Raw genomic sequence first — 26,138 nt, 5'->3', positions numbered from 1 at the left:
CCGGATGCTGATCGACGGGTACGCCCCCGGCCCCCTGTTCGCGGCCGAGGCCCTGCTGGACCGGCCGGGCTTCTGGCCCCACCACCTGCTGGGCCTCTGCCACGCCACCGCCGCCGCCACCACCGACACGGAACCGCCGCAGCCGGAGTGGTTCGGCGCGGACGGCGCGGACACCGACGCGCTGGCCGAGGAGTTGGAGGACGACCGGGCCTGGCCGGTCTTCACGGTCGCCTTCGCGGGCGGCCACGCGCTGCTCGTCGTGTACCGCAACCAGGACGGCGCCCGCGGGGTCGAGCACCTCCTCGTGCACCCGGAGTGGAGCCGCCCCGAACTCGTCACCGCCACGGACGACCCCCGGTACGGCCCGGGGCTGTCCTGGCCGGAGCTCACCCGCATCGTGGACGCGCCGCCCCCGGCGGGCCCCGGCGTCCTGGCCCCGGAGGCCCGGCTGCTGCTCCTGCTGCCCGCGCTCGCCGCCGCCCCGCGGCACGTCGCCGCCGCCACGGCCCGCGTCGCGCGGGCGCTGCTCGCGGTCGGAGCCCCGCCCGCCACCGCACCCGCCACCGCGGCCCGCCTCCTGCGCGCCACCCGTACCGACCCCGGGCACGACCCCGACGCCCTCTCACCCCTCAGCGGCGGCACCCCGGCCCCGGCCGGAGCCGCCCCGCGGTCCGCACTGCTGCGCACCGTCTCCCTCGCCCCGTCCGCGCACCGGGCCCTCGCCCGTGCCCTCGCCGGGCAGCCCCGCACCCCCTGACCGGGCCCCAGCGGCCCGCCTCCTGCGTGGTGCCACCCGTACCGAGCCTGCTGCTCCACCACCGTCCCCTGGCCGCACGCCCCCGCCACCCTCGCCTTCCGGGCCACCGACGGCCCCACCTGGCACCTCACCCTCTCCCCGTCCGGCGCCCGCGTCACCCGCACCCGCACCCCCACCCCCACCACGGCCCCCGACGCCAGCCTCCGCGGCACCGCCGCCGAGATCCTCGCCGTCCTCCACGGCCGCACCCCCGTCGAGGCCCTCCCCGTCGAGGGCGCCCCCGAGCCCTTCCACCAGCTCTACGACTGGGACCCCGAGGCCTGAAAGCCCCCGCGCAGCGCGACCCCGCCCCCTCCCGCCCGCCGAACGTGCGGGACGCCCGTACGCCCGTAAGCCCGTCACGCGCCCTGGTGGCGGCCCGCGCGCCCCCGGCACGCTGGCAGCCGCGCCCGCACCCCGCGGCCGCGACCGCCGAGCCGCCCGGAGATCCGCATGGTGTTCCACAGCGACTACCCGCCCGTCGCCCCGCTCGACCGGCCGCTCCACGAGGCCGTCCTCGGTGACTGCGCCACCGGCGAGCACGCCGACCGCCCGGCGCTGGTGGACGGGCTGACCGGGCGGAGCGTCAGCTACCGGGAGCTGGACGCGGGCAGTCGCCGCCTCGCCGCGGGGCTGGCCGAGGCCGGGGTGGCCGAGGGCGACGTGGTGGCGCTGTTCAGCCCGAACTCGATCGCCTACCCGCTGGCGTTCTACGGCACCACCCGCACGGGGGCGGCCGTCGCCCCGGTGGACCCGCTCGCCACCGCTGCCGAGCTGGCGGGCCGGTTGCGCGACTGCGACGCCCGCTGGATCGTCACCACCGCCGCGCTGCTGCCCGTCGCCCGGCAGGCGGCCGCCGAGCACCCGGTCGCCGAGGTCTTCGTCTGCGACGAGGCCGCGGGCCACCGCTCGCTGGCCGACCTGGCCGCCACCGGCGCCTCCGAACCGGAGCCGCGGATAGACCCGGCCGCCGACCTGGCGGCGGTGGCGTACTCCAGCGGGACGACCGGCCCGCCCAAGGGCGTGATGCTCACCCACCGCTCGCTGTCCAGCAACCTCGCCCAGGTCGACGCCCTGCTCGGCCCGGCCCCCGGCGAGCGGGTCCTGGCGGTGCTGCCGTTCTCCCACGCCTACGGTCTGACGGCCCTGCTCAACCGCCCGCTGCGGGCCCGCTCCACCGTCGTCGTGCTGCCCGGCTTCGGCCTGGAGCAGTTCCTGGCGACGATCCAGTGCCACCGGATCGAGGCGGTGCACGTGGCCCCGCCGATCGTCCTCGCGCTGGCCAAGCACCCGCTGGTCGACCGCTTCGACCTGTCCTCCGTCCGCTACGTGCTCTCCGCCGCCGCCCCGCTGGCCGCCGAACCGGCCGCCGCCGCGGCCCGCCGCCTGGGCCTGCCGCACCTGCTGCAGGGCTACGGCATGACCGAGCTCTCCCCGCTCACCCACGTCGTCCCGCCCGGCGACCCGAACCCGCCGGTCGGCACCGTCGGCCGCCTCGCCCCCGGCACCGAACTGCGGGTCCGCTCGCTGGACGCCCCGCACCGCGACCTCGGCCCCGGCGAGGACGGCGAACTGCTGTTCCGCGGCCCGCAGGTGATGAAGGGCTACCTCGGCAAGGAACCCGACACCCCCGCGACCGTCGACCCGGACGGCTGGCTGCACACCGGCGACCTCGGCCGCGTCGACGCCGACGGCTGGCTGTTCGTCGTCGGCCGGGTGGAGGAGCTGATCGGGCACGGGGGCCGCCGGGTCGCCCCGGCCGAACTGGAGGCCCTGCTGCTCACCCACCCGAGCATCGCCGACGCCGTCGTCGTCGGCGTCCCCGACGCCCGCGGCGCCGAGCACCCCAAGGCGTATGTGGTGCCCGCGTTCGGCTGCGAGCTGGCCGAACAGGAGGTGGTCGAGTACGTGGCCCGCCGGGTCGCCCCGGACCGGAAGGTCCGCGCGGTGGAGTTCCTGGAGGCGGTGCCGAGGTCCGCCGACGGCAAGGTGCTGCGCCGCGAACTGCGGGCCCGGGCGGCGGAGCGGGGACGGCGGCCGGACGGCGGTGCATAGGATCGGTGGCGCCGGGGCCCACCCGCAGCCCCGGCCCGAACGCGCCGACCAGGAGCCGCCGATGACGTCCAGCACCCCCGCCGCCCGCACACCCCGGCAGGACCGCTCGCCCCGGCAGGACCGCAGCCGCGCCACCCGCCGACGGCTGCTGGAGGCGGCGGTGGAGTGCCTGGCCGAGCTCGGCTGGAACGGTTCCACGGTGCTGGTGGTCGCCGAGCGGGCGGGCGTCACCCGCGGCGCCGCCCAGCACCACTTCCGCACCCGCGAGGACCTGTTCACCGCCGCCGTCGAGCACGTCGCCGCCGAACGCCTGGCCGCCGTGCTGGCGCGGGCCGAGCAGCTGCCGCCGCCCGGCCCGGCCCGCACCGAGGCCGTGGTGGAGATGATCGTCCACCTCCACACCGGCCCGCTGTTCCGCGCCGCGCTGCACCTGTGGGCGGCCGCCGCCACCGAGCAGCCGCTGCGCGAACGCATCGTCAGCCTGGAGGACCACGTGGGCCGGGAGGCGCACCGGGCCGCCGTCGAGTGCCTGGGCGCCGACGAGTCCGCCACCGGCGTCCGGGAGACCGTCCAGGCCACCCTCGACCTGGCCCGCGGCCTGGGCCTGGCCAACCTGCTCACCGACGACGGCCCGCGCCGGGCCGGCGTCGTCCGCCAGTGGTCCCGCCTGCTGGACGCCGCGCTCGCCGGATGACGCCGCGCTCGCCGGGTGACACCGCTCCGGAACGGTCCGTGACCGGCAGTTGGGGGTCGCACCCTTGCCCGAACCGGTCCGAATCGAGCACACTCTCATCTTCGGTCCGACCGCCCGCACGACCACCAGTCGCCAGCGCCCGGCGGGCCGTGCAGTCTGGTGGAAGCCGGAACGACCGGCAGAACCGGGGAAGGTACCGGGCAGGTGGCCAACTGAGCACGCACGGGTTCGAACACAGGCCCGGCCGCGACGCGGCGGGCGCCGCTTCCGCGCGCCTGGCCGGGCACCGCCTGGTCCCGCTGGCCACCGCCCTCGTCCAGGAGGACGGCCGGGTGCTGCACTGGAGCCAGGAGGCCGAGGCGCTCACCGGCTGGAGCGCCGAGCAGGCCATCGGCGCCCACCCGGTCCAGCTGCTGCTGCCCGAGCAGGACCGGGCCGCCGCCGAGAAGCTGTTCGACCGCCTGGTCGCCGGACGCGGCTGGTCCGGCACCCACCCCGTCCGCCGCCGCGACGGCTCCACCGTCGAGCTGGAGTTCCACACCTACCCGGTCACCGGGCCCGACGGCCGCACCCTGCTGCTGGCCACCGCCTCCGACACCGAGGCCCTGCACGAGGTCGAGTCCGACCTGGCGATCCTGGACGGCTTCTTCGACCAGTCCCCGATCGGCCTCGCCGTCTACGACACCGAACTGCGCTTCGTCCGGCTGAACGAGGCGCTCGCCCGGATCAACGGCCTCAGCGCCGAGGAGCACCTCGGCCGCCGGATCTCCGCCGTGCTGCCCGGCATCAACGCCAACGAGATCGAGAACGTGATGCGGCAGGTGATCGCCACCGGCAAGCCCGTGGTCGACGCCCGCTCGCACGGCCGCGTCCCCGGCGACCCGCGCCGCGACCGGGCCTGGTCGGCGTCCTACTTCCGGCTGGAGGACTCCACCGGCAAGGTGCTCGGCGTCTCCTCCTCGATCATCGACGTCACCGAGCGCTTCCAGGCCGAGGCCCGCGCCTCCCGCGCCCAGGAGCGGCTCACCCTGCTCGCCTCGGCCGGCGCCCGGATCGGCACCACCCTCGACCTCAAGCGCACCGCCGAGGAGATGGTCGAGGCGATCGTCCCGAAGTTCGCCGACTTCGCCACCGTCGACCTGCTGGAGCCCGTGCTGCGCGGCGAGGAGCCCGCCCCGATCCAGCCCGACCGCCCCATCCAGGTCCGCGCCGTCGCGGTCGGCGAGGCCTACGGCTCCGGCCTGACCAACGTCTCCGACACCGTCGGCGGCACCACCGAGTACGGCCCGCACCGGGTCTACGCCCAGTGCCTGCGCAGCGGCCGCCCGCTGCTCAAGCCGCACGTGGACGAGGAGGTGCTGCGCGGGCTCGTCCCCGACCCCGAACGGGTCGCCCCCGGCATCGCCGCGGGCATCCACTCCTACCTGCTGGTGCCGCTGATCGCCCGCGGCATGGTGCTCGGCGGCGCCGAGTTCGTCCGCACCCGCAACCCCGAGCCGTTCGGCGCCGCCGACGTCTCGCTCGCCGAGGAGCTCGTCGCCCGCACCGCCCTGGCCATCGACAACGCCCGGCTCTACCGGCGCGAGCGCGAGACCGCCCTCACCCTGCAGCGCAGCCTGCTGCCGCAGGAGATCCACCGCACCCTGGGCCTGGAGATCGCCCACCGCTACCTGCCCTCCAGCGTGGTCAGCGAGGTCGGCGGCGACTGGTTCGACGTCGTCCCGCTGTCCTGCGGACGCGTCGCCCTGGTGGTCGGCGACGTGATGGGCCACGGCATCCGGGCCGCCGCCACGATGGGCCAACTGCGCACCGTCGCCCGCACCCTGGCCACCCTCGACCTGCCGCCCGAACAGGTCCTCGGCCGCCTCGACGAGACCGCCTCCGCGATCGGCGAGGGCCAGTTCGCGACCTGCGTGTGCGCCGTGTACGACCCCGTCGACCGCAGCGTGGTGATCTGCTCGGCCGGCCACCTGCCGCCCGTCCGGGTCGACCCCGACGGCACCGCGCACGTCATCGACCTGCCGCCCGGCGTCCCGCTCGGCATCGGCGGCGGCGCCTTCGAGTCGGTCGAGTTCACCCTGCCCCCCGGCGCCACCTTCGCGCTCTACACCGACGGCCTGGTCGAACGCCGCGGCCGCGACCTCGACGAGGGCATCGACCTGCTCGCCCGCACCCTCGCCACCCCCGGCCGCACCCTGGAGGAGAGCTGCGACGCCGCGCTCTCCGCCCTGGTCACCGACGGCACCGAGGACGACATCGCCATGATCATGGCCCGGGTCCTGCCCGTCCCCGCCGACCGGATCGCCACCCTGCTGCTGCCCAGCGAGGGCCCGCTGCCCGCCCGCGCCCGCCGCTTCACCCGCGCCACCCTGGACGCCTGGGGCCTGTCCGCCCTCACCGACTACGCCGAACTGGTGGTCAGCGAACTCGTCACCAACGCCCTGCTGCACGCCGACGCCCCCCGCCGCCTGCGGATCTTCCGCGACCGCACCCTCACCCTGGAGGTCTCCGACGCCGGGGGCCAGCCGCCCCGGCTGCGCAGCTCCGCCGAGGAGGACGAGGGCGGCCGCGGCATCCACCTGATCAGCGAGCTCGCGCACCGCTGGGGGAGCCGCCCCACCAAGCACGGCAAGGTGGTCTGGGCGGAGATCGAACTCCCGTACCGGGCGGGCTGACCGCGGGCCGACCGCGGGCCGCCCCGGCCCGACACCCGCCCGGGCGCGACCGCTCGCCCGGCGCACCGGGCTGACGGAGAGTCGGAGCAACCACGCCGTCGACCGGAAGGCCCCGCCGTGCACCTCCGCCCCCTCGTCGCCGTCGGCCTGCTCGCCCTCGCCGCCGGAGCCGCCGCCCTCACCGCCCCGGCCCCGGCGCCCGCCGACGAACCGTCCCCCGCCCCGGCGCCCGGCACGGCCTCCTCCCCGGCGCCCGGCACGGCCCCCTCGCCCTCGCCGGAGGCCTCCCCTTCGTCGGAGGCCTCGTCCGCGCCGGAGGCGCCCCCGACCGCCGTCACGATCACCGGCGCCGCCGTCGACCCGAAGGTCCCCAGCCGGGTCCGGGTCACCCTCGCCTACACGTGCGCGCCCACCGGCCAGCCCCGCTCGCTGAACACCTCGGTCGAGCAGCCCGACCCCGAGGACCCCGCCACCACCGCCTTCGGCGCCACCCGCACCTCCCCGACCCTGGTGCTGTGCGACGGCACCCCGCAGGCCCAGACCGTCACCGTCCAGTCCAAGACCAGCACCTGGCTCACCGGCACCGACTCCGTGGTGGTCACCACCCTCACCGACCTCGGCGCCACCCCGCCCGCCGTCGCCGACGCCCGCCGGATCCGCCTCGACCTGCCGCCCGTCCCCTGACCCGGCGTCAGCCGACCGGCCCCCGCCCCCGGCGCGCCGCCCGCCCGACGCCGCCGACGCCTCCGAGACTGGACGCCGGACGGAAGGGGACCCCGCCATGGCCAGCCAGCCCACGACAGTCGACGCCCGCACCCCCGAGGTGCGCCGCTGGCGGGCCCTCGCGGTGTGCCTGGTCGCCGGGTTCATGACCCTGCTCGACGTCTCCATCGTCAACGTCGCCCTGCCGTCGGTGCGCAGCGGACTGCAGATGTCCGAGGCCGGGCTCCAGTGGGTGCTCTCCGGCTACTCGCTGGCCTTCGGCCTCGTCCTGGTCCCGGCCGGACGGCTCGGCGACGCGGTCGGCCGCCGCCCGGTCTTCCTCACCGGCCTCGCCCTGTTCACCGCCACCAGCGCACTGGCCGGCGCCGCCCAGAACGAGGCCTGGCTGGTCGTCGCCCGGCTGCTCCAGGGCATGGCCGGCGGACTGCTCGTCCCCCAGGTCTCCGGCTTCATCCAGCAGCTCTTCCGCGGCGAGGAACGCGCCCGCGCCTTCGGCCTGCTCGGCACCACCATCGGCTTCTCCACCGCCGTCGGCCCGCTGCTCGGCGGCCTGCTGATCGCCGCGTTCGGCACCGCCGAGGGCTGGCGCTGGGTGTTCTACGTCAACCTGCCGATCGGCCTGGCCGCGCTGCCCTTCGCCAGCCGCCTGCTGCCCGCACCCACCCCCGACACCTGCGCCCGCCGCGACTTCGACCCGGTCGGCGTGCTGCTGCTCGGCACCGGCACCGTCCTGCTGCTGCTCCCGCTGGTCCAGGCCCAGTGGCACGACGCCCGCAAGTGGCTGCTGCTGGCCTGCTCCGCGCTCGTCCTGGCCGCCTTCGCCCAGTGGGAGCGCCGCTACGCCCGGCAGCGCGAGCCGCTCGTCCACCCCGAGCTGTTCGGCACCCGCTCCTTCACCGGCGGCGCGCTGGTCTCGCTGCTCTACTTCGCGGGCTTCACCGCGGTCTTCTTCGTCTTCACCATCTACCTGCAGTCCGGCCGCCACTACAGCGCCCTCCAGGCGGGCCTGGCCATCACCCCCTTCGCCCTGGCCTCCGCGGTCGCCTCCACCGCCGGCGGACGCCTGGTCACCCGGTACGGCCGCCGGCTGATCGCCGCCGGCCTCACCACCGTCGCCGTCGGCCTCGCCCTCGCCGCCCTCGCCGTCCACCTCTTCGACGGCCCCGAGGTCGGCTGGGCCACCGCCCTGCCGCTGCTGCTGGCCGGCCTCGGCAGCGGCCTGGTGGTCTCCCCGAACCAGGCCCTCACCCTCAACGAGGTCCCCGTCGCCCGGGCGGGCTCCGCCGGGGGCGTCCTGCAGACCGCGCAGCGGATCGGCTCCGCGGCGGGCATCGCCACCGTCGGAGCCACCTTCTTCTCCCACCTGCACACCCCCGCCGACTACCCGGCCGCCTTCCAGCTCAGCCTCGCCGTCGTCCTCGCCTTCGTCCTGCTCGCCCTGCTGGCCGCCGCCCGCCACTGAGCCCCGCCAGAAGCCCGGGGGACGCGCCTTCAGGGGCTCGGGGAGCGGCGAGCCCGTGCTGCTGCCGGTCGGAGCCCGTCGGGGGTCCGTGCTGCTCCGGGCCGGGACAGCGACCCGGAGCAGCGAACCGCCCGGACCGCCTACAGCCCAGCGACCCCCCGCACCGCGACCCGCAGCGCCGCCACTGGGTCCCCGACCGGGCTGCCCGCGCGCCAGCCGACGAACCCGTCCGGACGGACCAGCACCGCGCCGCCCTCGCGCAGCCCGTAGACCGCGGGCCAGCCGCTCGGCCCGGCGGGGCGGGGTCCGGCCGCGGGGGCGTCGGGGACGGGCTCCGGGACGAGGTCGCCGCCCTCGCCGACCAGCAGGCACCTGATCGGCACGCCCGTCTCCCCGGTCACCGTCCGGGCCGCCTCCGGCCACCGCCCGCCGCCCGCCGCGGTCGCCAGCAGCACCGGCTCGCGCTCGAACAGGTCCAGGGTGGACAGCCGCCGCCCGTCGCGGTCGCGCAGCCACAGGTGCGGGGCCCGGGTGCCGACCTCGCCGGTCGCGGCGAAGCGCTCCGGCACGACCCCGGCGGTGGCGTCCGCGCCGACCAGCGCGCCCTCGGGGTAGCGGTAGCCGAGCGCGACCGCGAGCACGTTGGTGCGCGGCCCGCCGACCGGTGCCGCGTCGAAGCCGGGGTGCTGGTGCTCGACCGAGCGCGCCGCGGCCCGGGCCGCGGTCTGCACGGCGACCGGCCGCCGCTCCGCCCCGTACGACTCCAGCAGGCGCGGCCCGCCCCAGCCCGCCAGCACCGCGGCGAGCTTCCAGGCCAGGTTGTGCGCGTCCTGGATGCCGGTGTTGGAGCCGAACGCCCCGGTGGGCGGCATCTCGTGGGCGGAGTCGCCGCACAGCAGGACCCGCCCGGCCGAGTACCGGTCGGCGACCCGTTCGGCGGCGTGCCAGGGGGCGCGGCCGGTGATCTCCACGTCGAGGTCGGGGACGCCGGCCGCGGCCCGGATGTGCGCCGTGCAGCGGGCGTCGGTGAAGTCCTCGACCCGCTCGCCGCGCTCGGGGTGCCAGGGCAGGTGGAAGACCCACTGCTCGCGGTTGTCGACGGGCAGCAGCGCGCCCGCCCCGGCCGGGTCGGTCAGGTAGCAGGCGATGAACAGCCGGTCGCCGACCACCTCGGCGAGCCGCTTGGCGCGGAAGGTGACGGAGACGTTGTGGAACAGGTCGCCGCGCCCGGACTGCCCGATGCCCAGCCGCTCGCGGACCGGGCTGCGCGGCCCGTCCGCGGCGATCAGGTAGTCGGCCCGCACCTCCCGCTCCTCGCCGGTGGCCCGGTCGCGCAGCAGCGCCGTCACCCCGTCGGCGTCCTGCTCGAAGGAGACCAGCTCGGTGTTGAACCGGAGGTCGCCCCGCCGGGCGGCATGCCGCAGCAGCACCGGTTCGAGGTCGTTCTGGCTGCACAGGCACCACCCGGACGGGCTGAACCTGGCCAGCCCGCCGCCCGGGTCGATCTCCCGGAACAGCCACTCCTGCTCGCCGCCGGAGAGCGTCTCGGCCTGCAGGATGCCGTGGTTGTCGGCCAGCACCGACGCGGCCGCCCGGACGTCGTCCTCCACCCCGGCGACCCGGAACAGCTCCATGGTGCGGAGGTTGTTGCCGCGGCCGCGCGGGTGCCGGGAGGTCTCGGCGTGCCGCTCCACCAGCAGGTGCGGCACGCCGAGCCGGCCGAGGAAGAGCGAGGCCGACAGCCCCACCAGCGAACCGCCCGTGATCAGGACCGGAACCCGGTCCGCCATCTGTGTGTTCATCAACTCTGCTCCATCCGTGCAGGGCGCTGGGCGCGCCAGACCGGACATCCATCCCCCGTCGCTGACGGACACTCAGGGTGCTTCGCCCGGATGGCCCCGAAGTCTCGCGCGGCCCCCGCCGGGCCGTGACGATCGAGGGCGAACCATCGCCCGTCCGCCGACCGCCTCGACCGCCACCGGCCGGGGGCCCTCAGCGGCAGGGGCCATCCGCAGACGAACCGCGAACCGACGACAGGAATCCGCCACCATGACCCTGCTCTCCGCCACCGAGGAGACCACCACCCGCGCGAGCCTGCCCACCCCGGGCCGGCTCCGCGTCATCCTGATGCTGGAGGTCTACGAGGGCGCCCAGGACCGCTTCCTGGAGGCGTACGAACTGCTGCGCTACCAGGTCTCGGCCGTGCCCGGCCACGTCAGCGACCAGCTCTGCCAGTCCATCGACGACCCGTCCCGCTGGCTGATCACCAGCGAGTGGGAGAGCGCCGAACCGTTCCTGGCCTGGGTCGACAGCCCCGCCCACCGCGAGATGGTCAAGCCGATGCACGGCTGCGTCCGCGACAACCGCTCGCTGCGCTACACGGTGCTGCGCGAGACCCACGGCACCACCGCCACCGACACCACCGCCCCGCCGCTGCGCCCCGGCGAGCACCACCCCGGCGTCCCCGCCACCCCCCGCCCCGGCCCGGACGGGGTGGTGCGGCACGCGCTCAGCTTCACCGTGCAGCCCGGCGCCGAGGCCAAGGCCGCCGAACTGCTGGCCGGCTACCGCTCCCCGCAGGCCCGGGTCGACGACACCACCCGCCTGCTGCGCACCTCGCTGTTCATGCGCGGCAACCGGATCGTCCGCTGCGTCGAGGTGGCCGGAGACCTGGTCGCCGCACTGCGGCACGTCGCCCGGCAGCCCGAGGTGCGGGCCGTCGAGGAGGCGATCAACCCGTACCTGGAGGAGGACCGCGACCTGGACGACCCGCTGTCCGCCCGCGACTTCTTCCAGCGCGCCGCCCTGCCCGCCGTCCACCACCACGCCTCCCTGAAGACCGGCCCGGTGCAGCGGCACGCCTACCTGTACCCCGTCCGCCCCGGCGCCGGCGCGGCCCTCGCCGAGCTGCTCTCCGAGGAGGACGAGCACGCCGCCGCCGACCCCGGCGGCCCGCTGGTGCGCGCCACCGTCCACCGCAGCGGCGACCTGGTGGTCCGGCTGGTCGACCTGCTGGGCGACCCCGCCGACGACCCCGCCACCGCCCTCGGCCTGGCCGGACCGCTCGCCGCCGCCGTCCTCGGCAAGCTCGCCGAACCCGCCGAGCGCACCCACGACGGCCTGCGCCGCCTGCTCGCCGAGTGCGCGATGACCCCCGTCACCGACCGCACCTCGGCCGAGGACTGACCCCCACCCTTCCCTGCACACCCCGCCACGAGAGGAAGTCCACCGTGACCACCGAGATGCCACGCATCGTCCACGTCGACGACGCGCCCCCCAACCGCAAGCGCGGCGGAGACCTGCGGGCCATGCTCACCCCGCCGGCGTGCGGGGCGACCAGCGGGTTCATGGGGGTGGCGATCGTCGAACCGGGCGACCGGATCGGCGAGCACTACCACCCGTACTCCGAGGAGTTCGTGTTCGTGATCTCCGGCGAACTGGAGGTCGACCTGGACGGCGTGCCGCAGCGGCTGCGCCCCGACGAGGGCCTGATGATCCCGATCGGGATGCGGCACCGCTTCCGCAACGTCGGCAGCACCGAGGCCCGGATGGTCTTCCACCTCGGCCCGCTCGCCCCGCGCCCCGAACTCGGCCACGTCGACACCGAGGAGACCGCCGCGGAAGCCGGACCGCCGGAACCCGCCGGGGCGGCCTCGTGACGCGCCGGGTCGCGGTGACCGGGATCGGCGTGGTCGCCCCCGGCGGCATCGGCGTCCCCCGGTTCTGGTCACTGCTCACCGAGGGGCGCACCGCCACCCGCGGCATCACCCTGTTCGACCCGGAGGGCTTCCGCTCCCGGATCGCCGCCGAGTGCGACTTCGACCCCGCCGCGCACGGCCTCACCCCCGAACAGACCGCCCGCAACGACCGGTACGTGCAGTTCGCGATGGTCGCCGCCGCCGAGGCGGTCGCCGACGCCGGACTCGACCCCGGCCGCGAGGACCCCTGGCGGATCGGCGTCTCGCTCGGCACCGCCGTCGGCGGCACCACCCGGCTGGAACGCGACTACGTCCTGGTCAGCAGCCGCGGCGAGCACTGGGGCGTCGACCACGCCCCCGCCGCCCCGCACCTGGAGCGGGCGTTCTCCCCCTCCACCCTGGCCTCCGCCGTCGCCGAGCAGATCGGCGCCCACGGCCCCGTGCAGACCGTCTCCACCGGCTGCACCTCCGGCCTGGACGCCGTCGGCTACGCCGCCCTCGCCATCGAGGAGGGCCGCGCCGACGTGATCGTCGCCGGGGCCTGCGACTCGCCGATCTCCCCGATCACCGTCGCCTGCTTCGACGCCATCAAGGCCACCTCGGCCCGCAACGAGGACGCCGAGCACGCCTCCCGCCCCTTCGACGCCGGCCGGGACGGCTTCGTCCTCGGCGAGGGCGGCGCCGTCCTGGTGCTGGAGGAGTGGGAGCACGCCAGGCGGCGCGGCGCCCGGATCTACGCCGAACTCGGCGGCTTCGCCACCTTCGGCAACGCGTACCACATGACCGGCCTCACCCAGGAGGGCCTGGAGATGTCCCGGGCCATCGACCGGGCGCTGGCCCACGCCGAACTCCCCGGCGAGGCCGTCGACTACGTCAACGCGCACGGCTCCGGCACCAAGCAGAACGACCGGCACGAGACCGCCGCCGTCAAGCGCTCCCTCGGCGAGCACGCCCGGCGCACCCCGATGAGCTCCATCAAGTCGATGGTCGGGCACTCGCTCGGCGCGATCGGCGCGATCGAACTCGTCGCCTGCACCCTCGCCCTGCACCACGGCGTCGTCCCGCCCACCGCCAACTACACCGAGCCCGACCCCGAGTGCGACCTCGACTACGTCCCCCGCACCGCCCGCGAACTGCCGCTGCGCCACGTGCTGTCGGTCGGCAGCGGATTCGGCGGCTTCCAGTCCGCGGTGGTGCTGAGCAAGGTGGAGGCAGCTGCATGAACCAACGCTGCGCGGCGATCACCGGCATCGGCGTGGTCGCACCCAACGGCATCGGCGCCGACGACTACTGGAAGGCCCTGTGCGAGGGACGCTCGGCACTGGGCCCGATCGACCGGGAGGGCTGCGAGCACCTCCCGCTCCGGACGGCCGGCCTGGTGCGCGGCTTCGACGCCGAGCAGTACGTCGAACCCCGCTACCTCGTCCAGACCGACCGGTTCACCCACTTCGCGATGGCCGCCGCCGAACTCGCCATGGCCGACGCCGACCTGGCCGACCACCCCGACGACCCGTACGGCGTCGCCGTGGTCACCGCGGCCGGCTCCGGCGGCGGCGAGTTCGGCCAGCGCGAACTGCAGCACCTGTGGGCCGAGGGGCCGCACCACGTCGGCCCCTACCAGTCGATCGCCTGGTTCTACGCCGCCTCCACCGGCCAGATCTCCATCCGCGGCGGCTTCAAGGGCCCCTGCGGCGTGGTCGCCTCCGACGAGGCCGGCGGCCTCGACGCCCTCGCCCACGCCGCCCGGGCCGTCGCCCGCGGCACCGACGCCGTCCTGGCCGGAGCCGCCGAAGCCCCCGTCGCCCCGTACTCGATGGTCTGCCAGCTCGGCTACCCCGGGCTCTCCACCTCCGAGGACCCCGAATGCGCCTACCGCCCGTTCGGCAGCGACGCGGTCGGGTTCGTGCCCGCCGAGGGCGGCGCGATGTTCGTCGTCGAGGACGAGCACACCGCCCGCCTGCGCGGCGCCCGCCCCCGGGCCCGGATCGCCGGGCACACCGCGACCTTCACCGGCGCCGCCCGCTGGGCCGAGAGCCGCGAAGGACTCGCCCACGCGATCCGCGGCGCCCTCGCCGAGGCGCGCTGCGCCCCCGACGAGGTCGACGTGGTCTTCGCGGACGCCCTCGGCGTCCCCGAGGCCGACCGGGCCGAGGCCCTCGCCCTCGCCGACGCCCTCGGCGACCACGCCGGGCGCGTCCCCGTCACCGCCCCCAAGGCCGGCCTCGGCCGCGCCCACTGCGGCGCCCCCGCCCTGGACGTCGCCGCCGCCGTGCTCGCCCTCGAACACGGCCTGGTCCCGCCCACCCCGCACACCGCGGACTGCCCGTACGGCCTCGACCTGGTCACCGGCTACCCGCGCTCCGCCGACCTGCGCACCGCCCTGGTGCTCAGCCGCGGCCTGATGGGCTCCAACTCCGCCCTGCTGCTGCGCCGGCCCTGACCCGTCCCGACCCCCGAAGGAGCACGACATGCCCTCCGAGATCACCTACGAGGAACTCGCCACCCTGATCAAGACCCGGGCCGGCGTCGCCGTCACCGTCGACGAACTCGCCGACCCCGGCTGCATGTTCCTCGACCTCGGCGTCGACTCGCTCGGCGTGCTCGGCGTCCTCTCCGACGTGGAGAACCGCTACGGCGTCTCCATCGACTCCTCCGACCTGCTCGGCAGCCCCGTCGCCGAGTTCCTGCAGACCGTCAACTCCTCCGTGAAGGCTGGTGCCTGAGATGCCCGGACACACCGACAACACCGTCGTCATCAACGCCCCCGTCGACCTGGTCTGGGACGTCACCAACGACCTGGAGAACTGGCCCCAGCTGTTCAGCGAGTACGCCTCCGTCGAGGTCCTCGACCGGCAGGACCAGCTGGTCCGCTTCCGGCTCACCATGCACCCCGACGAGAACGGCCAGGTCTGGAGCTGGGTCTCCGAGCGCGAGGCCGACCGCGACAAGCTCGTCGTCCGGGCCCGCCGGGTCGAACCCGGACCGTTCGAGTTCATGGAGATCCGCTGGGAGTACGAGGAGCACCCGCAGGGCACCAGCATGCGCTGGATCCAGGACTTCGCGATGAAGCCCACCGCTCCCGTCGACGACCTCGGCATGACCGACCGGATCAACCAGAACTCCAAGGTCCAGATGGAGCTGATCCGCGCCAAGGTCGAGCACCGCGCCGGGGCGGCCCGGTGAACGACGTGCACCGCGCCCTGATCGTCGCCCGGATGAAGCCCGGCACCGCCGACCACATCGCCGGCGTCTTCGCCGACTCCGACCGCGGCGCCCTGCCCGGCCTGATCGGCGTCACCGGCCGCAGCCTCTTCCAGTTCGGCGACGTCTACCTGCACCTCATCGAGTCCGAGCGCCCCGCCGGACCGGAGGTCGCCAGGTACGCCCAGCACCCCGACTTCCGCGACGTCAGCGAACGCCTCGCCGTCTACGTCGACGCCTACGACCCGGCGACCTGGCGCAGCCCCAAGGACGCCATGGCGCAGGAGTTCTACCGCTGGGAGCGCTGAACGCCGCGCCCCGAGGACGCGGGGACGGGAGAGCCGCCGCCGAGCGGACCGGACCGGCGGACCGGGGGCGCTGCGCAGGCCGCGGCGCCCCCGTCCACGGCAGCCGCCGGACGGGCACCCGGCACGCGTGCCCCGACCGCGGGCACCACGGGCGGCCCACCGCTCCCGAACGGCTGGAGCAACTGCACACCGACCCGGGCACCGCCGAGAACATCCGGCCGGTGCCCGCTCTGCATGCCCCGCTCGGCATGCCCCGCTCGGCACGTCCCGCTCCGGCACGCCCCGCTCGGCCCCGTCGGCAGCGGCCTGACCGGGGCCCTGCCGTGCGCCGCCGTACGTCGACGTCGACGGCGCCCTGACGGCCGACCGGTCCGTTCTGACGACCGGGCAGCCGGCCAGCCGGTCGGCATCCGCGAAGCCGAGCAGCCCGACTCCACAAGGATCCGCCGGGACGCCGTCCGCCCGCGCAGCGGCCCGGAACACCGCGGAAGGGGCTGCCCGGCGGGTTCCGGGCAGCCCCTTCCGTCGCGGTGCCGTGGTTACGGCGCCATGGTTACGGCGCCGTGGTTACGGCGCCGTGGTTACGGCACCGTGCAGGAGAAGGCGTGCAGGTACGGGTTGACCGGGGCGACCGCGTCCAGCCGCAGGCCGGACTCCGCGATCAGCGAGGTCAGGCTGCCCAGCGTGTGCTTGGCGCCGCCCACGTTCAGCAGCAGCAGCAGGTCCATCGCGGTGGTGAACCGCATCGAGGGGGAGTCGTCCACCAGGTTCTCCACGATCACCACCCGGGCGCCCGGACGCGCCACCTGGCGCAGGTTGCGCAGCGTCCGGCGGGTGGAGTCGTCGTCCCACTCCAGGATGTTCTTCACCAGGTACAGGTCCGCCTGCACCGGCACGGCGGTGCGGCAGTCACCCGGCACCAGCCGGGCCCGGTCGGCCAGCGAACCGCCCGGCAGCAGCCGCGGGTCCGCGTGCTCCACCACCTTCGGCAGGTCCAGCAGGGTGCCGTGCAGCTCCGGGTGGCGCTCCAGCAGTTCGGCCACCACCTGGCCCTGGCCGCCGCCGATGTCGGCCACCGAGGCGACGCCCGCCAGGTCCAGGAAGTCCGCCAGGTCCTGCGCCGACTGGCGGCTGGACTGGGTCATCGCCCGGTTGAACAGCGCCGCCGACTCCGGGGCGTCGTCGTGCAGGTACTGGAAGAACTCCTTGCCGAAGGCGTCGCCGAACACGCTGCGCCCGGTGCGCACCGCGTCGTCCAGCCGGGACCAGGACTGCCACGTCCACGGCTCGGTGCACCACAGCGCGATGTCGCGCAGGCTGCCCGGCTCGTCGCTGCGCAGCAGGCGCGACAGCGGGGTGTGCCGGTAGCGGCCGTCGGGCTCCTCGGCGAACACCTCGTAGCAGGCCAGCGCGCGCAGCAGGCGCCGCAGCGGCCCCGGCTCCACGCCGAGTCGCCCGGCCAGTTCCTCGGCCGTGGCGGGCTCGTCCTGCAGCGCGTCCGGCAGCCCCAGGCTGGCGGCGGCGCGGACCGCGCCCGCGCAGGCGGCGCCGAACACCAGCTCGCGCAGCAGCATCGCGGGCGGGACGGCGGGGACGGCGGGGGTGGCGGGGGTGGCGGGGACGGTGGGGTCGGGTCGGACGGCGGTGCTGGTGGGGGCGGAGGTCATGGGCGTGGCCTTTCGTCGGGGGGATGGTGAAGGGGGGTCAGCAGAGGCCGGTCGGCTCGGAGGTCCGGCAGGCGTTGCCGGTGAACGCGTTGCCGGTCCCGTGAGGGTCCCGGTCGGCGAGGTCGGCGGGCAGGTTGTCGCGCAGCGCGTTGCCGGTGACGGTGGCCCGCGCGTTGGGCGCGCCGACCACGCTCGGGTACAGCACGACGCCGCCGGACATCGGCGACGTCCCGGAGTGGTCGCTGACCTGGTTGCCGGAGACGGTGACGTCCTCGGTACCGGTCAGCAGGATGCCGGTGCCCTGGACGGAGTCCAGCCGCGGGATCGGCGGGCAGTACCGGTTGTTGGCCCGCACCACGTTGTCCCGGACGGTCAGCGCCCCGGCCCGCGGCACCCCGTCGTCGCCGACCACGAACACGCCGCCGCAGTTCCCGTACGCCAGGTTGGCCTCCACCGTCAGGTCGCGGACCCGGCGCAGCTGCAGCCCGATCCGGTTGCCGGACAGCCGGTTCTCGGACACCTCGGTGCCCCGGGTCTCCAGCGCGCCGCCCTTGCGGTCGTACCAGTTGGCGACGAAGATCCCCGCCTGGCCGTTGTCCCGGGCCTCGTTGTCGGTCAGCACCGTACGGGTCGACATCTCGACGCTGATGCCCTGCATGCCGTTGTCGTGCACGGCCACCCGGCGCACCGTCAGCCGGTCGGTGACGGCCGCGCCGATCCCGTTGCGCGGGAAGCCCGCCACCGTCAGCGACTCCACCGCCACCCCCGACAGCGTCCGCACCGGCACCCCCTGGTCGTCCGAACTGCCGGTCACGCACACGCCGTTGCCTGCCCGCGCGCAGGCGCTCCGGTCGGCCGGGTCGGGCACCAGGACGGTGGCGGAGCCCTGTCCGCGCAGGGTCACGCCGTCGGTGGCGAGCGTCACGCTGCCCGGGTAGCGGCCCGCGGCGAGTTCCACCACGTCGCCCGGGACGGCCGCGTCCAGGGCGGCCTGAACGGACGCGCCCGGTGCGACCCGGTACACGGCCGGACCGGTGGGGGCGGCCGCCGCCGGGGCGGCGGTCAGCGCGAGGGGCACCGAGACGGTGCAGGACAGCAGGGCGACGGCGGCCCGGACCAGCGGGCGCGTCGGAGCGAGGAGAACAGTCATCGAAGAGGAGCCGGCTTCCGGAAGTCGCGGTCGCGGACGGCATGCGGCACGCCCGCCGCCTCGAAGCTAAGGTCGCGCCCCGGCCCCGGCCAGCCGGGGCGCTCGCACGGGTTGCCCGCACCCGCCGACCGGGTGGCGAAGCACCCGAACGGGGCGGCGGGTACCACCCGTACACCCGATCGGGGGGCTGTGCGGCCGGGCACCGGGCCGGTACCCGCGAGCCGAACCACTATGGACCCATGGACATGCAGAGTGGACGAATCGCCGAGCAGACCGAACTCCGGACGACCGAACTGCGCCTCGCAGGCGCCGGCCGCACCGACCGCACCGACCTCGTGGACCTGGGGGAGCTGGAGGACCTGGGGGAGCTGGAGGAGTTGGGGGAGCTCGTGGACGAGCTCGCCGGGGCCGCGTCCGGAACCGCGCCGGGGCCCGAGCTCGCGGCCGATGCCGACGGCGCCGCGGGGGACGCGGACGACCCGGCCTGGGACTACGAGGACGTCATCCTCCGGTCCGTCAACTGAACGCCCGCCCCGCGGCGGAAGGACCGCGACACGGAGGCGCCCGCACGCTCGGTACCTGCTGAGCGGGCGGGCGCCTCGGCGCGCGGGGCGGGTCAGTAGCGGTAGGCCCGCACCACCACCGGGATCAGGTTCTGGCCCCGCAGCTTGCTGAACACCACCGGATTGGCGGTCGCGCCCGCCGCCAGGTTCTCCACGCCGACCACCTGGCTGTCCACGCTCTTGCCGCTGTTGTCGGTGAAGTCGACCTGGATCGCGTAGGAGCGGGTGTCCAGCGTGCTGTTGGTGACCGTGACGATCGCCGCGGTCAGGTCGCCCGAGGTCGCGTTCGGCACCCCGGTCAGCGTCACGTCCGACGACCCGTTGCCCGAGCCCGGGGCGTTCGCCAGCGCCTCCGCGGCCTTCGCCCGGGTGGCCTCCAGTTGGGCGTTCACCGAGGCCTCGAACGAGGCGGCCCGCTCCGAGGCGGACGCCTGCGCCGCCGACACCGAGGCCAGCGCCGACTCGTGCGCGGACGCGAAGGCGGACGGCGGCTCCCCGGAGAAGCTCGCCGACTCCGGCGGCCCGACCGTGAACGTCGACATCGCCGCCTGCACCGGGTTCTCGCCCGAGGTGCCGCCGCAGGCCGCCACCACCGTGATCCCGGCGACCGCACCGGCCAGCGCCAGCGACACCCGCAGGCCGCGCCGCACCGGGCGCCGCTCCGGGCGCCGCGGCGGCCCCACCGGACCCTGCCGGACCAGCCCCCGGCCCGAACCGTTCCGCTCCGCGTCTCGCATCGCGATGCACCCTTTCGTTCAGAACCGCGCCGGGCCGTGCACGCCGCGGTCGTTCCGGCAGGCCCACGGCCCGCGCCCGGACATGCGGAACCGGACGTCCGCCTCCGCCCTACGCCCCCATCGTCGGAGCCCCGCGCCACCCGGGGCCAGCGGCGCTGCGCCATTGGGGGGAGCTGGACGGCCCGTCAGATCGGCGGCGCGGGCGGCGAGATACGTATGGCAGGAGGCTGCGGCTCCCGCGGGGTCCGCCGCGGCCCTCGTGACGGGCGCCGGTCGTGGGCGCCGGTCGTGGGAAGAGGCTGTGGGAAGCGGTCGTGGGAAACGGGAAGGCGGCGGTGGTGGGGGCGACGGCGGCGGGGCCGGCGGGAGCGACGGCGGCCGGGGCGCGGCGGATCGTACGGCGACGGCCGGGCTGGGGGGCGGTGGCCGGGGCGGTGCTGTTCTACTGCCTGTCCTTCACGCCCTCGCTGCTGCCCCGCCCCTGGTACCTGCAGGCCGCCGCCGGGGCGATCACCGCCGCGTTCGGCTACGGCCTCGGCGGCTTCCTCGGGTTCCTCGCCCGGGTGTGCTGCCCGGCGGCCGGGGAACGGGTGCGGCGGGCCGGGTGGTGGGCGCTGGCCGCGGTCGGCGGCGCGGCGGTGGTCACGGCCACCGCGTGGAGCGTGCGCTGGCAGGGCGACCTGCGGCGGGCCGTCGGCATGGACCCGCGGACCACCTGGTGGCTGTGGGCCCTGGTGCTCCCCGTCGCGCTGCTGCTCGGCGCCCTGCTGGTGCTGTGCGCCCGGGCCGTCCGGCTCGGCACCCGCTGGTTGCGCCGGATCCTCGGCCGGGCCGTCCCCAACTGGGCGGCCGCCGCCGGGGCCGCCGCGCTCGCCGCCGTCCTGGTGGTCGGCTTCGTCGAGGGCTTCCTGCTGCGCGGACTGCTCGACCTGGCCGAACGCGGCGCCGCCCTGACCGACCGCTCCACCACGCCCGGCACCGTCCGGCCCACCTCGCCGACGCTCTCCGGCAGCCCCGCCTCCTACGAGAGCTGGGCCAGCCTCGGCGTGAAGGGCCGCGACTTCATCGGCAGCGCCCCCACCGCCGCGCAGATCTCCGGCTTCACCGGCCGCCCCGCCAAGGACCCGGTGCGGGCCTACGTCGGACTGCGCTCGGTCGACGGCACCGAATTCGAGCAGGGCGCCCGGAGCGCCGCGGGCCTCCAGGAGCGCGCCCGGCGCGCGGTCGCCGAACTCGAACGCGCCGGGGGCTTCCGGCGCAAGGTGCTGGTGGTGCTGGGCACCACCGGCAGCGGCTGGGTCAACGAGCGGATCGCCAAACCGGTGGAGTACCTGTACGACGGCGACAGCGCCGAGGTCGCCTTCCAGTACTCGTACCTGCCGAGCTGGATCTCCTTCCTCACCGAGGGCGAGGCCACCGACGCCGGGAAGGCCCTGTACGACGCGGTGCACGCCCGCTGGTCGCAGCTGCCCGCCGACTCCCGGCCGCGGCTGACGGTGGCGGGCGAGAGCCTCGGCTCGTACGCCACCGAACGGGCCTTCCCCGGCGGAGTCGAGCAGCTGACCGGGCAGACCGGGGGAGCGCTGCTGGTCGGGCCCACCCCCGACAACCCGCTGCGCGAGACGGTCACCGACCGGCGACAGCCCGGCAGCCCCGTCTGGCGGCCGGTCTACCAGGACGGGCGCAACGTGCGCTTCGCCCAGCTGCCCTCCGACTTCGCGGTGCCGCCGGGCGCGGCCTGGGAGCAGCCGCGGGTGGTCTACCTGCAGAACGGCAGCGACCCGGTGGTGTGGTGGGAGCCCTCGCTGATCTGGAGCGAGCCCGAGTGGCTGGACGGGCAGCGCGCCCACGACGTCTCCCCGACCATGCGGTGGTACCCGCTGGTGACGTTCTGGCAGGTCACCTGCGACCTGGCCGCCTCCGAGGCGGTGCCCGAGGGGCACGGGCACCGCTACGGGCTGATGCCCGCCGAGGCGTGGGCCCGGATCGCCCCGCCCGAGGGGTGGACCCAGCAGGACACCGACCGGCTGGTGGCGTACCTGGCGGACCACCCCTGACGGGGGCTCAGCGGTGGGCGTGCTCCCTGGCGTGCGCCTCGCTGGGCGTTTCGGCCGGGGCTTCGGTGTGCTGCTCGGCGGGCGTTCCGGCGGGTGTTTCGACTGGCGTTTCGGTGTGCTGCGCGGTGGGCGTTCCGGCGGCGGCAGCGGCGGGGGAGGGCCGGTGACGCAGCAGGCGGTGGGCCAGGGCGGCGGCCGCCAGCAGCAGGGCCGCCGAGGCCCAGGCCGCGACCGTGACGCTGTGCACGAAGGCGTCGTTCGCACTGGCGAGCAACTCCCCGGCCGGGCCCGCCGGGAGGGCGGCCGCGGACTCCCGGGCACCGCCCAGCGACTGGGCCGCCTGCTCCGCGAGCGCCGGGTCGACGCCCGCCGGGACGGACAGCGACCCCGCGTACAGGGCCGTCACGATCGAGCCGACCAGGGCGATGCCCAGCGCCGCGCCCAATTCGTACGCCGTCTCCGACACCGCCGAGGCGGCACCCGCCTTGGCGGCCGGGGCGGCACCCAGCACCAGGTCCGAGGAGAGCGTGTACACCACGCCCTCGGCGGTGCCCAGCGCCAGGAAGGACGAGCCCAGCAGCAGGTAGGCGCTGTCCACCCGGACGAAGCCCAGCACGCCGATGCCCAGGCCCATCACGAACAGGCCCACCGTCAGCACCCGGCGGGCACCCGCGCGCCGCACCAGCCGGGCCGTCAGCAGACCGCCCGCCACCGAGCCGACGAAGGCCGGCATCTCGGCGAAGCCCGCGTGCAGCGGGGAGTAGCCGCGGACCAGCTGCAGGTACTGCGACATGAAGAAGATCACACCGGACAGGCCGATCAGGCAGATCAGCGAGGAGACCACCGCCGCGGTGAACCGCGCGTCCCGGAACAGCCGGACGTCCAGCAGCGGCGCCTCCAGGCGCAGCTGGCGCCGGACGAACACCGCCAGCGCGGCCGCGCCCAGCGCGAACACCAGCGGGGTCGTCCACCGCTCCGGGCCGTGCACGGCGAACTCCTTGACGCCGTACACCACGCCGATCACACCGGCCATCGACAGCAGCACGCTCGGCACGTCCCACCGGCCCGGACGCGGATCGCGGGACTCCGGCAGCAGCCAGGCGCCGAGCACCAGCAGCAGCACCATCACCGGCAGGTTCAGCAGGAACACCGACCCCCACCAGAAGTGCTCCAGCAGCACGCCGCCCACCAGCGGGCCCAGCGCCGCACCGGCCGCCGCGCCCGCGCCCCAGACGCCGATCGCGGTGGCCCGCTCCTTCGGGTCCGGGAACAGCGTGCGGATCAGCGACAGCGTGGACGGCATGATCGTCGCGCCCGCCACGCCCAGCAGCGCCCGGGCCAGGACCAGCCACCCCGGGCCCGGCGCGTACGCCGCCAGCAACGAGGCCGCGCCGAACGCGACCGAGCCCGCCAGCAGCACCCGCTTGCGGCCCAGCCGGTCGCTGAGCGCGCCCATCGACACCAGCAGGCCGGCCAGCACGAAGGAGTAGACGTCGCCGATCCACAGCAGCTGGGTGCCGGACGGGCGGAGGGTCTCGGTGATCGAGGGGATGGCGAGGGAGAGCACTGTCGCGTCCACCGCCACCAGGGTGACGGCGAGCACGAGGACGCCGAGCCCGGCCCAGCGGTGGCCGGACCGGACGGCGACGGGGGTGGAACTCATGGGGTATCAGATCTCCGTAGAGCACCGCCGAGGAACAGCTCGGCGAGCGAGAACGCGCTTTCGCGGGGGGCGAGCCGGCCTTCCTGCACGGCCCAGCCGATGCCGGCCACCAGGTCGAAGAACGCCTCGCTCAGCCAGGCGGCCGAGAGCTCGACGCGGAACACCCCCTCCTGCTGCCCGCGCAGGAACAGCGCGCGGACCCGGGCGTCCTGGAGCTCCCAGAGGTCGTTGATCTCCTCGTGGTCGTACAGCTGGTTCTCCCCGGCCAGGAAGGCGCACAGCGCGGCATCCGGCACCACCGCGTCCACCAGCCGGCGCAGCGCGGCCTCGGCGTTGCCCTCCTCCACCCGCGCGGTGTCGAGCGCGGCGGAGAAGCGGCGCAGGCCGAGGGCGCCCACCTCCAGGATCAGCGCCTCGCGGCCCGGGAAGATCCGGTGCAGCGTGGCGCGGCTGATGCCGGCGGCGCGGGCGATCTCGTCGAGATGGGCCGTGGGGCGCCGGGACAGGATGCCCACGGCTGCCTCCAGGACGGAGTCGCGGTCGGTTGCCATGAGATGAGGATAGCGCAACTGAGACATTCATGTCTCATTATTTCGGCGCGTGTCTCAGCGGGCCGCGCGTGGCCGGTGGGGTGGGCGGAGGGGTGGCCGGTGGGGCGTTCCCCGGGAACGCCGAAGACCCCGCGCGGGGCGCGGGGTCCGTGGGCGTGCGGTGGTGTGCCGTGCTGTGCGGTGGCGGGCTGTATCGTGGCGGGCCCGGAGGGCGGGCGGTCAGCTCTGGTTGTAGAAGCCCGACTCGTCGAGCGGGCGGTCGATGACCGTCACCTCGACGTCGGCCGGGGTGAGCAGGAACACCCGGCGGGCGATCCGCTCGATGCCGCCGCGGGTGCCGAAGATCAGGCCGGAGGCGAAGTCGACCATCCGCTTGGCCTCGGCGTCGTCCATCTCCGTGAGGTCCATGACCACCGGGACTGCGGCGCGGATGTGCTCGCCGACGGTGCGGGCGGCCTCGAAGCCGGTCGGACGGAGCGAGACGATCTTGGAGGGGCCGGTCTGGACGCTCGGCAGCGTCTCCTCGCCCTCCCAGGATTCCTCGTACGCCGCGGCCGGGTAGCTGCCGGAAGGCATCAGCCACCCGTTGTGGTGCTCGTCGCGAAGTGCTCCCATTAGCCGCGCCTCCCTGTCTCGTTCCGTACTCGTCCCCCGGGGGACGACGGGTCGTTTTGACACGTCATCCACTTGTTGGAACTGTCCGAGTATCGCACTGATCACCGCAGATGTGCCCGCTTGCACCCGCCGGACGGGGTGTGGCGCGGGGGAATATCCGTCGTTGTCCGGATACCCGCAATGACGCGACCGCTCGGCGAACGGTTGCGCGCGACGACCCTATCGGTGGTACCCGGACGCTAGTTGACTCACTGTCAACAATCATGTAACGGCTTCACTCCGGGGTGGCGGAGTGCAGCCGGGCGGGGCGCAGCCGGGCGGGTGCGGGGCGGGGTGTCGGGCGGGGTGTCGGGCGGGCGCGGGGCCGCGCACGCGGGTCACTCGCCGGTGGAGCCGTCGATCCGTTCCCGGAGCAGGTCGGCGTGGCCGTTGTGGCGGGCGTACTCCTCGATCATGTGCACCAGGATCCAACGGAGCGTCACCTCGTTGTCGCGCCAGCGGCCCGCGCCGACCGTGTCCAGCGGCAGGCCCTCGACGGCGGAGCGGGCGAACGCCACCTCCGCCTGCCAGGCCGCGGTGTCGGCGACCGGATCGGCCCCGTCCACCAGGTCGAAGTCGCCGTCCGGGAACTCCTCCGTCCAGTAGCGGCCGGACGGGTCCAGTTCCTGACCGGCCAGCACCTCGCGGAACCAGTGGCGCTCCACCTCCGCCATGTGCCGCACCAGCCCGAGCAGGGAGAGCGAGGACGGCGGACAGGCGCGTTCCCGGAGCTGTTCGGCGCCCAGGCCCTCGCACTTGAGGGCGAGCGTGGCGCGGTGGAAGTCCAGCCAGGCGCCGAGCATCGTCGCCTCGTCGGCGGCGAAGGGCGGGCTGGTGCGGACGGTGGCCGGGCGCGTGTTCGTCATGCGGACATGGTGGGGCAGCCCGGTCGTGGCGGGCGAGCCCTTTTCCGCTCCGCCGGGCGGCCCTCGGGTGGGTGCGCGGCCCCGGGCGGGGCGATCGGTGTGGTAGGAAGAGCGGATCATCGGTCGGTGTGGCGGGGGAACGGGCAGGTGCGGTCGTGCGCAAGGTGGTGACGGGAACCCAGCTGATGCTGCGTCTGCTGCTGGAACTGGCCGCGCTGGTGGCCCTGGCGGTCGGCAGCTACGGGGCGTGGCCGGACGGCCCGGCCGCACTGCGGGTGCTGATCGCACTGGCACCGGTGGCGCTCGCGGTCGTGCTCTGGGGACGCTACGCGGCGCCCCGGCGACCGGTCCGGGACTCGGCGGCGCTCTGGTACGGGGTGCAGCTGCTGATCTGGGGCGGCGCGGTCGCCCTGCTGGCGATCGGCGGACACCCCGGGTGGGCCGTCGGGCTCGGCGCCGTGATGGTCGTCAACACGGCGGTGCTGTGGTCGCTCGGCGAGTGGTCGCCCGCCGTGGAGCACTAGATGATTGATGCCAAGGGCTAGTGGTCGTAGGCGGTCAGCGAGCGTTTGACGGGTTGGCCGGTGTGGTCGTTGTGCCAGATCACGCTGGTCAGGG

At 75.4% G+C, this 26,138-nt stretch carries 24 protein-coding genes and 1 pseudogene; 17 read left to right on the top strand and 8 right to left on the bottom strand.

What is annotated here, in order from left to right:
- Positions 1-4 precede the first annotated feature (4 nt).
- The 7 genes and pseudogenes from OO57_RS44100 to OO57_RS25775 all read left to right on the top strand — a co-directional run bounded on the left by OO57_RS44100 (position 5) and on the right by OO57_RS25775 (position 8,405).
- The gene (locus tag OO57_RS44100; RefSeq protein ID WP_051778247.1) at positions 5-757 is read left to right on the top strand and encodes a hypothetical protein; all 753 of its coding nucleotides are present in this window, start codon (positions 5-7) and stop codon (positions 755-757) included.
- A gap of 60 nt (positions 758-817) precedes the next feature.
- Positions 818-1,081 (top strand): annotated as a pseudogene (locus OO57_RS41500) (hypothetical protein); the annotation flags it as partial.
- 168 nt (positions 1,082-1,249) lie between these two features.
- Positions 1,250-2,851 (top strand): AMP-binding protein, encoded by a 1,602-nt coding sequence (locus OO57_RS25795; RefSeq protein ID WP_199811325.1) that lies wholly within the window; start codon positions 1,250-1,252, stop codon positions 2,849-2,851.
- A 61-nt stretch (positions 2,852-2,912) separates the two neighbouring features.
- The gene (locus tag OO57_RS25790) at positions 2,913-3,545 is read left to right on the top strand and encodes a TetR/AcrR family transcriptional regulator (protein WP_033255047.1); all 633 of its coding nucleotides are present in this window, start codon (positions 2,913-2,915) and stop codon (positions 3,543-3,545) included.
- A gap of 332 nt (positions 3,546-3,877) precedes the next feature.
- Complete coding sequence (locus OO57_RS25785) at positions 3,878-6,220, top strand: SpoIIE family protein phosphatase (RefSeq protein ID WP_234337505.1); 2,343 nt, start codon at positions 3,878-3,880, stop codon at positions 6,218-6,220.
- Positions 6,221-6,337: 117 nt separating this feature from the next.
- Positions 6,338-6,904 (top strand): hypothetical protein, encoded by a 567-nt coding sequence (locus OO57_RS25780; RefSeq protein ID WP_033255045.1) that lies wholly within the window; start codon positions 6,338-6,340, stop codon positions 6,902-6,904.
- A gap of 97 nt (positions 6,905-7,001) precedes the next feature.
- Complete coding sequence (locus OO57_RS25775; RefSeq protein WP_033255044.1) at positions 7,002-8,405, top strand: MFS transporter; 1,404 nt, start codon at positions 7,002-7,004, stop codon at positions 8,403-8,405.
- A gap of 140 nt (positions 8,406-8,545) precedes the next feature.
- On the opposite strand, the gene OO57_RS25770 is transcribed toward OO57_RS25775, so the two are convergent.
- Positions 8,546-10,207, bottom strand: coding sequence for an FAD-dependent oxidoreductase (locus OO57_RS25770; protein WP_033255043.1), 1,662 nt, complete (start codon positions 10,205-10,207; stop codon positions 8,546-8,548).
- A gap of 247 nt (positions 10,208-10,454) precedes the next feature.
- On the opposite strand from OO57_RS25770, the gene OO57_RS25765 reads away from it, so the two are divergent.
- The 7 genes from OO57_RS25765 to OO57_RS25735 are packed head-to-tail and all read left to right on the top strand — an operon-like array spanning position 10,455 to position 15,612.
- A complete protein-coding gene (locus tag OO57_RS25765) occupies positions 10,455-11,591 on the top strand; it encodes a SchA/CurD-like domain-containing protein (RefSeq protein WP_033255042.1) in 1,137 nt (378 codons plus the stop codon).
- A gap of 44 nt (positions 11,592-11,635) precedes the next feature.
- A complete protein-coding gene (locus OO57_RS25760; protein WP_033255041.1) occupies positions 11,636-12,064 on the top strand; it encodes a cupin domain-containing protein in 429 nt (142 codons plus the stop codon).
- Positions 12,061-13,326 (top strand): beta-ketoacyl-[acyl-carrier-protein] synthase family protein, encoded by a 1,266-nt coding sequence (locus OO57_RS25755; RefSeq protein ID WP_033255040.1) that lies wholly within the window; start codon positions 12,061-12,063, stop codon positions 13,324-13,326. Before OO57_RS25760 ends, OO57_RS25755 begins: the two co-directional genes overlap by 4 nt.
- A complete protein-coding gene (locus OO57_RS25750; RefSeq protein WP_033255039.1) occupies positions 13,323-14,543 on the top strand; it encodes a beta-ketoacyl synthase N-terminal-like domain-containing protein in 1,221 nt (406 codons plus the stop codon). Before OO57_RS25755 ends, OO57_RS25750 begins: the two co-directional genes overlap by 4 nt.
- A gap of 28 nt (positions 14,544-14,571) precedes the next feature.
- Entirely contained in the window at positions 14,572-14,826 is a 255-nt protein-coding gene (locus OO57_RS25745) for an acyl carrier protein (RefSeq protein WP_033255038.1), read from the top strand.
- A gap of 1 nt (position 14,827) precedes the next feature.
- Positions 14,828-15,286 (top strand): SRPBCC family protein, encoded by a 459-nt coding sequence (locus OO57_RS25740; protein ID WP_033255037.1) that lies wholly within the window; start codon positions 14,828-14,830, stop codon positions 15,284-15,286.
- 5 nt (positions 15,287-15,291) lie between these two features.
- On the top strand, positions 15,292-15,612 hold the full coding sequence (locus OO57_RS25735) for a TcmI family type II polyketide cyclase (RefSeq protein WP_033255065.1): 321 nt from the start codon (positions 15,292-15,294) through the stop codon (positions 15,610-15,612).
- Positions 15,613-16,193: 581 nt separating this feature from the next.
- Here the strand turns inward: OO57_RS25735 and OO57_RS25730 are convergent.
- Both OO57_RS25730 and OO57_RS25725 read right to left on the bottom strand, forming a co-directional pair.
- Positions 16,194-17,279, bottom strand: a complete 1,086-nt coding sequence (locus OO57_RS25730) for a methyltransferase (protein WP_033255036.1) — start codon at positions 17,277-17,279, stop codon at positions 16,194-16,196.
- A 37-nt stretch (positions 17,280-17,316) separates the two neighbouring features.
- Positions 17,317-18,429, bottom strand: coding sequence for a right-handed parallel beta-helix repeat-containing protein (locus OO57_RS25725; protein ID WP_081973961.1), 1,113 nt, complete (start codon positions 18,427-18,429; stop codon positions 17,317-17,319).
- 239 nt (positions 18,430-18,668) lie between these two features.
- Here OO57_RS25725 and OO57_RS25720 point away from each other — a divergent pair, with 239 nt between their 5' ends.
- On the top strand, positions 18,669-18,953 hold the full coding sequence (locus OO57_RS25720; RefSeq protein WP_033255035.1) for a hypothetical protein: 285 nt from the start codon (positions 18,669-18,671) through the stop codon (positions 18,951-18,953).
- 92 nt (positions 18,954-19,045) lie between these two features.
- On the opposite strand, the gene OO57_RS25715 is transcribed toward OO57_RS25720, so the two are convergent.
- Entirely contained in the window at positions 19,046-19,729 is a 684-nt protein-coding gene (locus tag OO57_RS25715; RefSeq protein WP_051778246.1) for a hypothetical protein, read from the bottom strand.
- 314 nt (positions 19,730-20,043) lie between these two features.
- On the opposite strand from OO57_RS25715, the gene OO57_RS25710 reads away from it, so the two are divergent.
- Complete coding sequence (locus OO57_RS25710; RefSeq protein ID WP_199811324.1) at positions 20,044-21,786, top strand: alpha/beta hydrolase; 1,743 nt, start codon at positions 20,044-20,046, stop codon at positions 21,784-21,786.
- A gap of 7 nt (positions 21,787-21,793) precedes the next feature.
- On the opposite strand, the gene OO57_RS25705 is transcribed toward OO57_RS25710, so the two are convergent.
- The 4 genes from OO57_RS25705 to OO57_RS25690 form a co-directional block, all read right to left on the bottom strand.
- A complete protein-coding gene (locus tag OO57_RS25705; protein WP_234337504.1) occupies positions 21,794-23,449 on the bottom strand; it encodes an MFS transporter in 1,656 nt (551 codons plus the stop codon).
- Entirely contained in the window at positions 23,446-24,000 is a 555-nt protein-coding gene (locus OO57_RS25700; protein ID WP_030461201.1) for a TetR/AcrR family transcriptional regulator, read from the bottom strand. The genes OO57_RS25705 and OO57_RS25700 overlap by 4 nt, the downstream gene beginning before the upstream one ends.
- Before the next feature lie 219 nt (positions 24,001-24,219).
- A complete protein-coding gene (locus tag OO57_RS25695) occupies positions 24,220-24,615 on the bottom strand; it encodes a cell division protein SepF (RefSeq protein WP_051778245.1) in 396 nt (131 codons plus the stop codon).
- 377 nt (positions 24,616-24,992) lie between these two features.
- Positions 24,993-25,520, bottom strand: coding sequence for a DinB family protein (locus OO57_RS25690; RefSeq protein ID WP_033255033.1), 528 nt, complete (start codon positions 25,518-25,520; stop codon positions 24,993-24,995).
- A 155-nt stretch (positions 25,521-25,675) separates the two neighbouring features.
- On the opposite strand from OO57_RS25690, the gene OO57_RS25685 reads away from it, so the two are divergent.
- Complete coding sequence (locus tag OO57_RS25685) at positions 25,676-26,044, top strand: YrdB family protein (protein WP_051778244.1); 369 nt, start codon at positions 25,676-25,678, stop codon at positions 26,042-26,044.
- Positions 26,045-26,138: the final 94 nt, after the last annotated feature.

Source organism: Kitasatospora phosalacinea, assembly GCF_000717185.1.
Taxonomy (GTDB): Bacteria; Actinomycetota; Actinomycetes; order Streptomycetales; family Streptomycetaceae; genus Kitasatospora; species Kitasatospora phosalacinea_A.
Note: the sequence above shows the minus strand (reverse complement) of the source record. Positions and strands in the feature narration are given on the sequence as shown.